14 protein-coding genes are annotated in these 12,079 nt (G+C 63.0%); 5 read left to right on the top strand and 9 right to left on the bottom strand.

The features are described from left to right. Positions 1-121: 121 nt before the first annotated feature. Positions 122-460 (bottom strand): P-II family nitrogen regulator, encoded by a 339-nt coding sequence (gene glnK / locus AB5Y50_RS15335; RefSeq protein ID WP_005332325.1) that lies wholly within the window; start codon positions 458-460, stop codon positions 122-124. Between the two features lie 201 nt (positions 461-661). Here glnK and arfB point away from each other — a divergent pair, with 201 nt between their 5' ends. Next, complete coding sequence (gene arfB / locus AB5Y50_RS15330; protein ID WP_010673067.1) at positions 662-1,078, top strand: alternative ribosome rescue aminoacyl-tRNA hydrolase ArfB; 417 nt, start codon at positions 662-664, stop codon at positions 1,076-1,078. 26 nt (positions 1,079-1,104) lie between these two features. Beyond that, positions 1,105-1,599: a methylated-DNA--[protein]-cysteine S-methyltransferase gene (locus tag AB5Y50_RS15325; RefSeq protein WP_042014974.1), complete on the top strand. Its 495-nt coding sequence runs from the start codon at positions 1,105-1,107 to the stop codon at positions 1,597-1,599. Between the two features lie 599 nt (positions 1,600-2,198). Here AB5Y50_RS15325 and AB5Y50_RS15320 read toward each other — a convergent pair. The 7 genes from AB5Y50_RS15320 to AB5Y50_RS15290 all read right to left on the bottom strand — a co-directional run bounded on the left by AB5Y50_RS15320 (position 2,199) and on the right by AB5Y50_RS15290 (position 9,657). Next, the gene (locus AB5Y50_RS15320) at positions 2,199-3,395 is read right to left on the bottom strand and encodes a NupC/NupG family nucleoside CNT transporter (protein WP_041214468.1); all 1,197 of its coding nucleotides are present in this window, start codon (positions 3,393-3,395) and stop codon (positions 2,199-2,201) included. A 182-nt stretch (positions 3,396-3,577) separates the two neighbouring features. Then, complete coding sequence (locus AB5Y50_RS15315; RefSeq protein WP_049636535.1) at positions 3,578-4,513, bottom strand: LysR family transcriptional regulator; 936 nt, start codon at positions 4,511-4,513, stop codon at positions 3,578-3,580. 82 nt (positions 4,514-4,595) lie between these two features. Beyond that, entirely contained in the window at positions 4,596-5,132 is a 537-nt protein-coding gene (locus AB5Y50_RS15310) for a glutathione peroxidase (protein WP_010673063.1), read from the bottom strand. A 59-nt stretch (positions 5,133-5,191) separates the two neighbouring features. Beyond that, positions 5,192-5,755, bottom strand: a complete 564-nt coding sequence (locus tag AB5Y50_RS15305) for an NnrU family protein (RefSeq protein ID WP_049636468.1) — start codon at positions 5,753-5,755, stop codon at positions 5,192-5,194. A gap of 261 nt (positions 5,756-6,016) precedes the next feature. After that, a complete protein-coding gene (locus tag AB5Y50_RS15300) occupies positions 6,017-7,150 on the bottom strand; it encodes a glycerate kinase (protein WP_041210943.1) in 1,134 nt (377 codons plus the stop codon). Positions 7,151-7,159: 9 nt separating this feature from the next. Continuing rightward, positions 7,160-8,422, bottom strand: a complete 1,263-nt coding sequence (locus tag AB5Y50_RS15295; protein ID WP_039039966.1) for a GntP family permease — start codon at positions 8,420-8,422, stop codon at positions 7,160-7,162. Between the two features lie 119 nt (positions 8,423-8,541). Further along, the gene (locus tag AB5Y50_RS15290; protein WP_043153036.1) at positions 8,542-9,657 is read right to left on the bottom strand and encodes a sugar diacid recognition domain-containing protein; all 1,116 of its coding nucleotides are present in this window, start codon (positions 9,655-9,657) and stop codon (positions 8,542-8,544) included. A 206-nt stretch (positions 9,658-9,863) separates the two neighbouring features. Between AB5Y50_RS15290 and AB5Y50_RS15285 the strand changes: the two genes are divergently transcribed. The 3 genes from AB5Y50_RS15285 (at position 9,864) to AB5Y50_RS15275 (ending at position 11,570) form a co-directional block, all read left to right on the top strand. Next, entirely contained in the window at positions 9,864-10,238 is a 375-nt protein-coding gene (locus AB5Y50_RS15285; protein WP_039039964.1) for a YacL family protein, read from the top strand. 49 nt (positions 10,239-10,287) lie between these two features. Then, positions 10,288-10,578 (top strand): hypothetical protein, encoded by a 291-nt coding sequence (locus tag AB5Y50_RS15280; RefSeq protein WP_039039963.1) that lies wholly within the window; start codon positions 10,288-10,290, stop codon positions 10,576-10,578. A gap of 161 nt (positions 10,579-10,739) precedes the next feature. Next, the gene (locus AB5Y50_RS15275) at positions 10,740-11,570 is read left to right on the top strand and encodes a CPBP family intramembrane glutamic endopeptidase (protein ID WP_049636469.1); all 831 of its coding nucleotides are present in this window, start codon (positions 10,740-10,742) and stop codon (positions 11,568-11,570) included. 75 nt (positions 11,571-11,645) lie between these two features. Here the strand turns inward: AB5Y50_RS15275 and AB5Y50_RS15270 are convergent, their stop codons facing one another. Beyond that, positions 11,646-12,065 carry a DUF4426 domain-containing protein gene (locus AB5Y50_RS15270; RefSeq protein WP_049636470.1) on the bottom strand — a complete coding sequence of 140 codons (420 nt, stop codon included), beginning with the start codon at positions 12,063-12,065 and terminating at the stop codon, positions 11,646-11,648. Between the last annotated feature and the right edge of the window lie 14 nt (positions 12,066-12,079).

Here is a 12,079-nt window from a genome sequence, read left to right as displayed (position 1 = left end):
ATCAGCGGCCAAACAAAAAGACCGGATGGAATCCCATCCGGTCTTTCGACGACCACCCATTCACACTGTCGGCAGAACCTGCCCGGACCTTTGCCCGACCCGGCCGGGCAAAGGGGCGTACTCAGAGCGCCTCGTCGTCGCTCTCACCAGTACGAATACGCACCGCTTGCAGCAGGTCATAGACGAAAATCTTGCCGTCACCGATCTTGCCGGTATAGGCCGCCTTGCAGATGGCCTCGATCACCCCTTCGACGTTCTCGTCTGCGGTAGCGATCTCCAGCTTCACCTTCGGCAGAAAGTCGACCTGGTACTCGGCCCCCCGGTATAATTCGGTGTGCCCCTTCTGGCGACCAAAACCCTTCACTTCGGAGACGGTCAGGCCTTCCACCCCCAGGTTGGCGATGGCCTCGCGCACGTCGTCCAACTTGAAAGGTTTGATAATCGCAGTAATCAGCTTCATCTGGTTGCTCCCAATCCATGGTATGTCACGAATGGGTCATCAATTCTTGTGCCAAGTATTTTTATCGTTTATTTTCATATAGATAGATATGACACTCTGAGCCAGAAAGGCTCAGGATCACCAAGGAAGCGCATCTCGCCCCATAATGAGGCACCAAGCTGCACCAGACTCCCTTGATGCACCAAATGAGAGCATCACCCCATGTTAGTCATCTCCAACAGCGTGATCATCCCCTGGCATGAACTGCAATTCCAGACCATGCGGGCCCAGGGCAATGGCGGCCAGCACGTCAACAAGACCGACTCCGCCGTCTGGCTGCGCTTCGATTATCGCGACTCCCCCAGCCTGCCGCCGCTCTACAAGGAGGGACTGGAGCGGCTCAGCGACAGCCGGGTTCACGACGGCTTCATCCAGATCAGGGTCGAGACCCATCGCAGCCAGGACATGAATCGCAAGGAGGCCATGAGCCGCCTGACCGAGCTGCTGAAAAAAGCCGCCTGGCGCCCCAAGGCCCGCCACGCCACCAAGCCGACCCGCAGCTCCCAACGCAAGCGGGTCGATGCCAAGAAACGCAAGGGAGAGATCAAATCCACCCGCGGCAAGCCCGTGCTGGAGTGACCTGCCACAAGCCCGAGGACAAGAGAATGCAGTACAGCTTTTGTGAATGTGCCAAGGGGCCCCTGCTCATCGCCATCGATGGGGCCGGGCTGCGCCACGTGGAATTCATGCAAGGGGAGCGCCCCGTCCTGCCGCAAGCGGAGTGGCAGCGGGATGATGCCGCCCTGGCCCCCTTTGTCGAGCAGTTTGCCGCCTACTTTGCCGGCCGCCTGCGGCGCTTCGATCTCCCCCTGGCCGCCACGGGCACACCATTCCAGCAGGCCGTGTGGCAGGCGTTGTGCGACATTCCCTACGGCGAGACCGTCAGCTACCTCCAGATTGCAGAGGCCATCGGCAACCCCAGGGCCGTGCGGGCGGTGGGCGCCGCCAACGGCCGCAACCCCCTCAGCATCATAGTACCCTGCCACAGGGTCATAGGGCGCAGCGGTGAACTGACCGGCTACGGGGGAGGTATCCCCATCAAGCGCTGGTTGCTGGCACTGGAGCAGGAGACCGCAGACCACTTCGCGCTGACCCCATGAAGGGGCGCGCCTCCTGTCAAATGCGGGTTGCGGGTGCAGGCACCACAGACCACAGGCCACTCGCGCGGATCCTCTGACGAGCGGCATCTCCATCACATGCGAGTTGCTGGTCCCAACAGCAGACCGCGTCGCACTGCTCATGACGGACAGCATCCCCATCACATGCTGGTTGCTTGCCATCTTGCAGCATGGTTGCGTGATGCGTTGAGCCGGAACCGGGATAATCTGCCACCGGATCCGCCCCATGGCAGGAGCGCGCCCACCGCCCCGATTCATCTTTCCTTTGAGCAGCACAACAAAATAAATCACTGATTATTTATTTTATTTCAGCATCAAACATTTAAAAATCACATTACCGCAGCATTTTGAAAATGAACACAGTATGAAGAATCGCCTCAGAAGCGCTTCAGAGAGCATCAGGCATCATGGCTTCACACTTGGATGGGACGGCTCATCCCTCATTCAGGTGGCACCCATGTGACGCTTCCAATCTGTCTTTTCCCCGCGCCTCCCCAGAGGCGCTTTTTTTGCCTGCAAGCGGGTGCAAAAAAGCCCGCCGAAGCGGGCAATGACCGGAAGGTGCTGACTTCCAGGGTCTATCAGAGGGCGAGGAACAAGCCTGCCAGGGAGGCGCTCATCAGGTTTGCCAGCACCCCCGCCAGGATGGCGCGCATGCCGTAGCGGGCGATGAAGGACTTGCGCTCCGGCACCATGGCCCCCAGGCCGCCGATGAGGATCGCCATGGAAGAGATGTTGGCGAAACCACACAGGGCGAAGGTGACGATGGCCTTGCTCGACTCGTTCAAGGTCTGATCCTGCACCAGGGCGATGAAGGCGACGAACTCGTTGATGACGATCTTGGTGCCGATAAGCGCCCCAGCCGCCTGGGCCTGATCCCAGGGGACGCCGATGAGCCAGGAGACGGGGGCAAACAGCCAGCCCAGGATGATCTGGAAGCTCAGCTCCAGCCCCACCAGGTCGCCGGCCCAGCCCAGCAGGCCGTTGAGCAGGGCGATCACGCCGACGAAGGCCAGCAGGGTCGCCCCCACGGCGACGGCGATGTTGAGACCCGCCATGGCGCCATCGGCGGCCGCTTCAATGACGTTGGTGGCGCGGGGGATCTCCACGTCTTCGTGGTGATCTTCCTCTTGCGCGGCGGGCGGCACCAGGATCTTGGCCATGGCAAGCCCGGCAGGGGCGGACATGAAGGCCGCCGCAATCAGGTATTTCAGCTCGACCCCGATGCTGGCGTAGCCCACCAGGGTGCCGCCAGCTACCGAGGCCAGCCCGCAGCTCATCACCGCAAAGAACTGGGAATCGGACATCCTGGAGAGATAGGGTTTGACCACCAGCGGCGCTTCCACCATGCCGACAAAGATGTTGGCGGTGGCAGAGAGGCTCTCGGCGCGGCCGGTGCCCAGCAATTTCTGCAGGCCGCCGCCGAGCAGGGCGATCACTTTGGGCATCAGGCCGATGTGATAGAGGATGGCGATCAGCGCGGAGAAGAAGATGATCACCGGCAGCACGTTGAAGGCGAAGATGAAGCCCAGCTTGAACTTGGCCAGATCCCCGAACAGGAAGGCAATCCCCTCCTGGCCGTAGCCGATGACGCTGCTGACGCTCTCGCTGACACCGTTCAAGACCTGCTGACCGGCGGGCAGCCAGAGCACCAGGGCGGCGAAGAGCACTTGCAGGCAGAGAGCAAAGCCCACTGTTCGCAACGGGATACGACGACGATTATCAGAGCAGAGTGCGGCCAGGGCCAGGATGCTCAGGATACCAAGCAGGGCAATCATGGGGATTCCATCCAGTGAGGCTGAAGATGGGCGCGGATTCTGCTCCCCTCCCCTCACCGCCGCAACCCCGCCGGGTTACAACCCTGTTAGCAAAAACGTTTGCACGATATCGGTTGCGCCAACTGACTGATTTGACACAACTTTGAAACCGCACTCACGCCAGTGTTCTTGTATGGAAACGATTATTCCTCGGTGCCGGACAATTTCCCCCCGAGCCAGGGTGCGAGTCGCTGCGCCCAGTAGGGCCCGGGTCCGAAGCTCTCCTTGAGGAAGTCGATGAAGAGGCGGATCTTGGGATCCAGATGCTCTCGCCTGGCATAGACGGCGTGCACCGCCATCTTCTGGTTCGGTTGCCACTGGGGCAGCAGAGGGATGAGCTGACCAGATTGCAGCTCCTTGTCCAGCAGGTAGTTGGCCACATAGGCGATGCCGAGCCCGGCCAGGGCGGCGTCCCGCACCGCTTCCGCCAGATCCACCCGATAGTTGCCCGCCACCTGCACCGTCTGGCGCTCCTTGCCCTGGCGAAATGACCACTCGTGGTAGCGCCGCTCCCGGCTCTGGTAGGTGATGCAATTGTGATGGGCCAGATCCCTGGGGTGCAGTGGCGTGCCGTGACTCAGCAGATAATCCGGCGAGGCCACCAGCACGAAGCCGATGTCTGCCAGTCGCAGCCCGACAAGAGACTCGGGTTTGTCCTCGTAGGTGGTGATCCAGAGATCCAGCCCCTCATCCACCAGATTGGTGCGGTGATCGAACAGGGACACCTCCAGCTCCAGATCCGGATAACGTGCCTGAAACGCCTTGAGGCGCGGGATCACGTGCAACCGCCCGAAGGATTGACCAACCCCCAGATGGAGCACACCGCTCACCTTGCCACGGCGCTCCGCCACCATGGACTCCGCCTCCAGTGCCACCGCCACCAGAGCGCGGCAGTGGCGGGCATACTCCTGACCCAGTTCGGTGAGCCCGAAACGGCGGGTAGTGCGCTGTACCAGCTGGGCGCCGAGCGCGGTTTCCAGCAGGGCGAGCTGCTTGCTGATGTGGGATTTGGAGACCCCGAGGCGGCGCGCAGCCGCCGAGATGCCCTGTTCACGAACCAGGGCATCGAAGATCACCATTTGGGGAAGACGTTGCAGCACGGTGTCACCGGAGTGGATGGCGGGGCCGCATTATTCCAGAGCGGCCCGCCATGGGGTAGGGTCAGTGCCCCAGGGCATCGATGATCTGCTGTTTGAGAGGATCATCCGACGGATTCTGGTTGGCGCCATAGCTCGCAATCAGCTTGCCGTCCCGCCCGACCAGGTACTTGTGGAAGTTCCAGTTGGGCGCATCACCGTCGGCAGCCGCGGCCAGCCCCTTGAACAGCGGCACTGCATCCGAACCCCGCACCGCCACCCGGTTGAACATGGGGAAGGTCACCCCGTAGTCCCGGCGGCACACCTCGGCGGTCTTGTTCTCGTTGCCCGCCTCCTGCCAGAAATCGTTGGAGGGGAAGCCCAACACCATCAGTCCTTTCTCCTTGTAGCCCTGATAGAGGGCTTCCAGATCCCGGAACTGACCGCTGTAACCGCAGTAGGAGGCGGTGTTGACCACCAGCACCACCTTGCCCTCGGTCAACTGGCAGAGGTTGTGGCGCTGGGTGCTGTTGAGCTCCCGCATCTCCACGTTGAAGTAATCGGGGCAGGCGGCAGAGACCGCGCCCGAGCCGAGCATCAGCAGCAGGGTGAACCATTTCATCGACGTGACTCCCATTGTTTTGTCCATCATACGCAAGACCCCGGAATCTGGTTCAGGGATCAGTGCAGGGGGATCCCGGTCAGCCAGCCGTGTCCCCAGAAGATAAGCAGAGCCGTGAGGGCCAGCCCCGCCCCCAGACTGATCCCCGTCCCCTGCCAGGTGGCGGCGGCACGGGGGTGACGACCCCACTCCCGCATCGAAATCCAGACGATGCTGATGAGTGCCCAGAGACCGAGCCCGCCAAACAGCACCAGAGAACGCGCCTCGCTGTTTACCGCCAGATGGGCCCCCGACCAGAGCAGCACCCCGAGCAGCTGGGGATGCACCAGCCAACGGCGGAAATGGTTGGCCCCCTGCCCCGCGCACAGCAGGACAAGGGCGATCGGCATGACCCCCATCACCAGGGTGGGCCCCCAGACAGGCAGAAAATAGAGGGGCATGGGGCTGGCACTGCGCCAGCCTGCGAGGATGCAGCCGATGGCGACGAACACCAGCAGCGAGAAGAGCCCCTTGTAGCGGTTCTCCCCCAGTCGATCCCGCAGACGGGCGCGGTGCTGTGCCGCGAAACAGGGGTAGAGATGGATCAGGGTGAACAACACCACCCCCAGGGTCAGCAGGATCATGGCTCGCTCCTCGCATATTGCCCCCCGGAATGGGAAGCCCTCCCTCAGGCGGGCCTTGTTTCTCGTGGCTCCCTCACTGTCGGGAGATCACTATGCCGCAAAGCCCCTTGTCAGAATACAAAAACCATATGAAAGACAGCAGGATAATAAAAAAAGCCGACCCAAGGATCGGCAAGTGCGTCAGAGGTGCCACGCCGGGCCGCTCACTCTGCTGCACGGGGCAGGGTCAGGCCGATGCACCGCATCGGCCAGGAGAGAGGGTCATTTGCGCAGCAGGTAGAGAGCCGCCACGTTGCGAGCCGTGAGCTGCAGGTTGGTGGTGGCGGTGGCCAGCGCCTCCGGCAGGGACATGGCCCGATTGACCACGGCGAACACCGCATCCAGCCCGTGCTCGTGCACCACGCCGCAGTCATCGGTGAGGCATCCGGCGATGCCGATCACCGGCTTGCCGAACTGCTTGGCACAGCGAGCCACCCCGATGGGCGTCTTGCCGTGGATGGTCTGGCTGTCGATGCGGCCCTCGCCGGTGATGACCAGATCCGCATCGGCCACCGCCTCGGCCAGGTTCAGCGCCTCGATGACGATCCGGATGCCGGGTTTGAGCTCGGCGCCGAGCAGCCCCACCAGGGCTGCCCCCATGCCGCCTGCGGCCCCCGTTCCCGGGATCTCCTTCACCTGCTTGCCAAGCGCCTGCTCGATGCAGTCCGCGTAACGGGCCAGATTGGCATCCAGCTCGGCCACCATCTCGGGAGTTGCCCCCTTCTGCGGACCGAACACGGCGGACGCCCCTTTCGGGCCGCACAGCGGATTGTCCACGTCGCAGGCCACCTCGATGGTGAGTCCGGTCAGACGGGGATCCAGCCCGCTCAGGTCGATGGTGGCCAGCTCGGCCAGACCGGCACCGCCCGGCGCGATGGGGGTACCATCTGCTTTCAGGAGCTTGCCGCCGAGTGCCTGGATCATGCCGGCACCGCCGTCATTGGTGGCGCTGCCGCCGATGCCGAGGATGAGGTGGTTCACCCCCATCTCCAGCGCGGCCAGGATCAGCTCCCCGGTGCCGACACTGGAGGTGAGCCGCGGATTGCGCAGCTCGGGCGCCACCAGATGGAGGCCGGAGGCCGCCGCCATCTCGATGACGGCGCGCTTGCCATCCCCCAGCAGGCCCACGAAGCCCTGCACCCTGTTGCCGAGGGGGGCGGTCACCTCGACCGGCAGGATGCGACCACCGGTGGCATCCACCAGAGACTGCACCGTCCCCTCGCCGCCATCGGCCATGGGCAGCTTGACGTAGGTGGCATCCGGCAGCACCTGCTTGAAACCGGCCTCGATGGCATCGGCCACCGCCATGGCGCTCAGGCTCTCCTTGAATGAATCGGGGGCGATCACAATTTTCATATCAGTTCCTTAGGCGAGGCCAAACACGCCAAACATCAGGGTGGAGACAACGGCGATGGTCAGACCGACCGCGGTTTCGTAGGGGATGAGCTTGAGTCGCTCGCCGACGCCCATGTGGACGCTGCCGCCGGTGGCATGGAAGAAGGAGCCGTGGGGCATGTGGTCAAACACGGTGGCGCCGGCGTGGATCATGGCGGCCCCTGCCAGGCTGCTGATCCCCAGTTCAATCAGAGTGGCGCTGAACACGTTGGAGGCCACCACGGTCCCGGCCGTGGTCGAGGCGGTCGCCAGCGACATCAGGGCTCCGGAGATGGGGGCCAGCAGATAGGAGGGCAGACCGGAGGCGGTCAGGCCGCTGATGAGCACATCTTTCAGGCCGGAGTTGGCGATGATGCCCGCCAGGGTACCCGTCCCCAGCAGCATGATGGCCACCGGCGCCATGCGGGCCAGGCCCGAGACGGCAAACTGGTTCACCTTGGTGAACTTGCCCATCATCAGGGCACCGACCAGGCCGCCGAGAGGCAGCGCAATGAGCGGGTCCACCACGATGCCGGCGATGGGACGCAGGGCCAGCAGCAGGATGGCGACCAGGGGCGCACTGATGGCGGCGGCAAAGCCGGGCAACTTGGCACCGTCAAAGCTCACCACCTCGTCGGCGGCCACCTTGCTGCCCCGGTTGTTGAGGCGCTTGGCGAGCCAGTAGGCCATCACCAGACCGAACAGGCCGGGAATGATGCCCGCCGCCATCACCGAGGTGAGAGGCAGGTGGAAGGCATCGGCTGCCGCGATGGCGTTGGGGTTGGGAGACATGACGTTGCCCGCCTTGCCACCGCCTATCATCGCCAGCAGGATGGCCGCCTTGGAGAGATCGGCACGGCGGGCGATGGCCAGCGCAATGGGGGCGACCGTGATGACGGCCACGTCCACGAAGACGCCGACCGCGGTCAGGATCAGGGTGGCCAGCGCCAGGGCCAGCAGGGCGCGGGTTTCGCCGAGTTTCTTGACGATGGTCTCGGCGATGGTGGTGGCGGCGCCCGATTCGATGAGCACCCCGGCCAGCACACCCGCCGCCAGGATCCGCATCACCGCCGTGGTGATCCCCTGGGCGCCGCCGATCATCAGGGCGACGGTCTGGGTCAGGTCGGCGCCACCGATCAGGCCACCGGCCAGGGCACCGACAATCATGCCGTAAGCGGGCGGCACCTTCTTCAGGATGAGGAAGATGGCGATGGAAAGCGCGGCGAGCGCGCCGAGCGCGGAGACTGGGATCATGACGGGCACCTTGTTGTTGTAATGAGTGGCGCCATTATGGGGATCCCCGCCTGGAATGCTTTGGCCATAAAACCAAAAAAAGCATTTACCGGCCTTGTATTTTTGTTGGAAAAGACAAATCAGCTATCGAGACTGAGCCCGAGATAGAGCAGAAATTTGTCATCTAACTTGTTGAAATTCAAGCCGGTTATCTGCTCTATCCGGGTCAGTCGATAACGCAGGGTGTTGGGGTGAATGAACAGGGCTTCGGCACAGGGATGCAGATCACAATCCTGCAAGAAATATTGGCGCAGCGTCTTTTGCAGCGTTCCCTTTGTGTCCTCCTGCGCCAGCTTTTGCAGCGGAGCCCGTAGCTGATCCGCCTGCCAGGAGTCCGCCAGGGTGCCGAGCAGCACTGAGAGCCGGTAATCCTCGAAGAAATAGACCTGCTTGCGGGGCGACTGGCGCATGCCACGGCGCAAGGTGTCTCGCGCCGTCTGGTAGGAGAGCGCCAGCCCAGGGATGCCGGCGAAGTAATCACCCACCCCGATGCGAACCTTGAAATGGGGAATACGGGAGAGCAGCAGCCGGATCCGGCTGCGCTCCTGCGCCGACTGCCAGACGCCGTCGCTGAGCTGGGCGGGTTTGAGCACCACTATCTCGTCCAGGCCGTTGATGGCCACCAAGTTGTCCCGCTCCGGGTTTTCCAGCAGGTGAACCAGCTCCCTCACCTGGGCGGGCTCGGCCTCCTCCAGCGCCAGCACGGCCACCACCCGGGGCTGGGCGAGATCCAGCTCGAGGAAGCGGGCCACCTGTTGCAGTTGATCGGCCCGCCCTTCGCCGCGAATGAGCTGCAACACCAGCTCCTCCTTGTGGCGCTTGTCCCACTGCAACTGCTCGGTGAGTGCCGCCTGTTCCAGGATGAGCTCGGCGGTCATGCGCACCAGCTCGGCGTAAGCACGCACGATGTCCGGATCCCCAGAGATGCCGATGACGCCGAGCAGCTCCCCCTGATAGGCGATGGGCAGGTTGATGCCAGGCCTCACCCCCTTGAGCTCCCGGGCGGTGGCCTCGCTTATCTCTACCACCCGGTTCTCGGTCAGGGCCAGCACGGCCCCCTCGTGGCGCTGGTGCAGCCGCTCCGGATTGCCGGACGCAATGATGAGTCCCCGCTCATCCATGACATTGACCGAGAACGAGAGGATCTTCATCGCCCGGCTGACTATCTGATGCGCGAGCGCGTCGTTGAGCTGCATTGCCTCTCCATACCATTTGTTGACAGGGTCCCCGGCGTGCGCCATCACCGGGATCACCCGTTAAAGATCCCACATCATCAAGACAAGCGCGGGGGGGATCGCTAGAATAGGCCACTTTACGCTATCAGTGCCCCACCATGGATCAAGGATCCGGCATCATGCCGCTTTGCGCCGTGGTGGTTTCACCCTCCGATATGGACTCCGCTATGGATTATGAATTTCGCCGCGACCCGTTCGGTGGCTATCGCGCCCGGTTCTCCATGGGCCATGAAGCCATCGGCCAGTGGTTGATCGACGAGGTGGGCAAGGACGAGGAGAAGCTCGACGAGCTGTTCGCCATCATCGACCAGCTCTCCAGCCGGGCCCGCACCGAATACCGGCTGCTGGGGGGCGACTACTCCCTGCTGCTGACCCACGAGGAAGCCGAGGTGAAGGCCAATGTCCTCAATATCGAGCAGGACGAGGATCTCGACGATCTCGCCTACTACGATGATGAACAGCTGGCCATGTGCGGGCTGGAAGATTTTGCCCAGGTACTCGGCTCCTGGCGCGCCTTTATCCGCAACGAGGATATGGGCTGATTACCCCCATTCGGGCGAGCATGCCCCTTGCAACCCAACAGGATTGACTATGTCCATTTACGATTTTGATGACGAACTGCCGGAAGACGAGCTGGATCAACCGAAGAAACCCGCCCAGCCCAAGAAGAAGGGCAAGCAGGTGCTGAACACCCAGGTCAACCTGAGCCCGCGCGATGCCAGCCGCCTGAACGGCATGCACGTCGAGGCCATCACCACTCTGGATGACGTCAGTCTGCCGAAGAACGTCATCTTCAAGGCCGGTCTCATCGCCCTGGGCGAGCTGGAAGCCAGCAAACGCGCCGACATCATCGCCCGGGTCATCGCCGAGTCCGGTCGCTGATACGGGAAGGCCATCGCCTCTCTCGGTGACATCTTGCCGCCGCCCAAGCCGGAGCCCAGCTCCGGCTTTTCATTGCGCGTCTTCTGCCGGCCAGTCCCTTTTCCTTGAACCAGACCATGGGGATCGTTAAGGTGCGCCCTTCATTCATACAAGGAGACTCGATGTTACCACTCCCCGATATCCTCATCTGGCTCGTCCTGGGGCTCGCCGTACTCTGCTGCCTCGCCCGCCGGACCAGGCCCGGCATGCTCCTGCTGGGACTAGCCCTGCTCACCGCCCTCTGGCTTGAGCGACTCGCGCCCCTCGCCGCTCTTGTCAGCCTCGCCGGTCTGCTGCTGGCCTGGCGTACCCCCACCCTGCCCCCACCCTGGCGTGGCGTCGCACTGACGCTGATCCTGCTGTGGTCCCTCGCCCTGACGCTGCATCTGGTGCCCGGCTTTGACAATCTCAGGGTGCTCGACAAGGTACAGGCGGGCCCGGCCAGCGTGCCCTTCACCCTTTACCTCAATCTGGACAAGCCGCTCATTTTCTTCGCCCTGCTGCTGGCCATCCCCGGCCTGCTCGGCCCGGGTGGAACGATGCGCTGGCGGCCGCTGGCCCTGCTCATCCTGCCGCTCGCGGCCCTGCTCATCACCGCCTGGCAACTGGGCGCCCTCAAACCCGAAGCGGGACTGCCCCACTGGTGGTGGCTGTTCGCGTTCAACAACCTGCTGTTCACCTGTGTGGCGGAAGAAGCGCTGTTCCGGGGATGCATCCAGCAAGGGGTGGCAAGCCGAAGCACGCCCTGGGCAGGTCTCCTGGTCGCCAGCCTGCTGTTCGGCGCAGCCCATCTTGCAGGTGGCCCGTTGCTGGTGTTGTTCGCCGCGCTGGCGGGGGCCTGCTATGGCCTGGCGTTCCAGCTGAGCGGGAGCCTCAGTGTCGCCATCCTGCTCCACTTCCTGTTCAACTTCGCCCACCTGGCCCTGTTTACCTATCCCCTGGCCAGCCACTGACGTCGAGTACCGGTTCACCGGGCAAAAAAATGCCCCGCCCCCGTGGGGGCAGGGCATCTGCATTCACCCTACAATCTAGTCGACGTAGAAGGTCTGCTGGAAGGTCAGCGTCTGCTGCTGCCCCTCCCCCATGATCTTCAGGGTGAACTGGTAGGTGTCCTCATTGCGATAGGGCAGCACTGCCAGGTAATAGATGGCATTCCCCTCTTTCACCTCCTGAAAATTCAGGGGGCGAAGTGTGCCGGTCAGATTGCGGGCTTCGCCGCTGATCCCCACCGCCTGTGCCACCCCCTGCTTGTTCTGCACCGCGATATTGACGATGCCGTTATAGCGGCTGCGCTCCAGGCCATAGGTCCTGGCTACCTCGGGGGTGAGGAAGCTGGAGTTGAACGCGCTGTAGTGCACTTTCCAGGGGCCCAGCTCCTGCATCTGCTCAGCCCGCAGCGGCAGCGTCATCAGGAGTGCCAGCAGGCAACTCATCCAGGCTGTTTTCATGATGTCATCCCTCT

Origin of the sequence: Aeromonas sp. s6, assembly GCF_040907815.1 — a bacterium.
Lineage (GTDB): Bacteria > Pseudomonadota > Gammaproteobacteria > Enterobacterales > Aeromonadaceae > Aeromonas > Aeromonas caviae.
This window is presented reverse-complemented; position numbering and strand designations above follow the sequence as displayed.

Excerpts from the sequence above, each read along its gene's own strand:
- glnK (WP_005332325.1), bottom strand. The coding sequence starts at position 460 with ATGAAGCTGATTACTGCGATTATCAAACCTTTCAAGTTGGACGACGTG.
- arfB (WP_010673067.1), top strand. The coding sequence starts at position 662 with ATGTTAGTCATCTCCAACAGCGTGATCATCCCCTGGCATGAACTGCAA.
- AB5Y50_RS15325 (WP_042014974.1), top strand. The coding sequence starts at position 1,105 with ATGCAGTACAGCTTTTGTGAATGTGCCAAGGGGCCCCTGCTCATCGCC.
- AB5Y50_RS15320 (WP_041214468.1), bottom strand. The coding sequence starts at position 3,395 with ATGATTGCCCTGCTTGGTATCCTGAGCATCCTGGCCCTGGCCGCACTC.
- AB5Y50_RS15315 (WP_049636535.1), bottom strand. The coding sequence starts at position 4,513 with ATGGTGATCTTCGATGCCCTGGTTCGTGAACAGGGCATCTCGGCGGCT.
- AB5Y50_RS15310 (WP_010673063.1), bottom strand. The coding sequence starts at position 5,132 with ATGAAATGGTTCACCCTGCTGCTGATGCTCGGCTCGGGCGCGGTCTCT.
- AB5Y50_RS15305 (WP_049636468.1), bottom strand. The coding sequence starts at position 5,755 with ATGATCCTGCTGACCCTGGGGGTGGTGTTGTTCACCCTGATCCATCTC.
- AB5Y50_RS15300 (WP_041210943.1), bottom strand. The coding sequence starts at position 7,150 with ATGAAAATTGTGATCGCCCCCGATTCATTCAAGGAGAGCCTGAGCGCC.
- AB5Y50_RS15295 (WP_039039966.1), bottom strand. The coding sequence starts at position 8,422 with ATGATCCCAGTCTCCGCGCTCGGCGCGCTCGCCGCGCTTTCCATCGCC.
- AB5Y50_RS15290 (WP_043153036.1), bottom strand. The coding sequence starts at position 9,657 with ATGCAGCTCAACGACGCGCTCGCGCATCAGATAGTCAGCCGGGCGATG.
- AB5Y50_RS15285 (WP_039039964.1), top strand. The coding sequence starts at position 9,864 with ATGGATTATGAATTTCGCCGCGACCCGTTCGGTGGCTATCGCGCCCGG.
- AB5Y50_RS15280 (WP_039039963.1), top strand. The coding sequence starts at position 10,288 with ATGTCCATTTACGATTTTGATGACGAACTGCCGGAAGACGAGCTGGAT.
- AB5Y50_RS15275 (WP_049636469.1), top strand. The coding sequence starts at position 10,740 with ATGTTACCACTCCCCGATATCCTCATCTGGCTCGTCCTGGGGCTCGCC.
- AB5Y50_RS15270 (WP_049636470.1), bottom strand. The coding sequence starts at position 12,065 with ATGAAAACAGCCTGGATGAGTTGCCTGCTGGCACTCCTGATGACGCTG.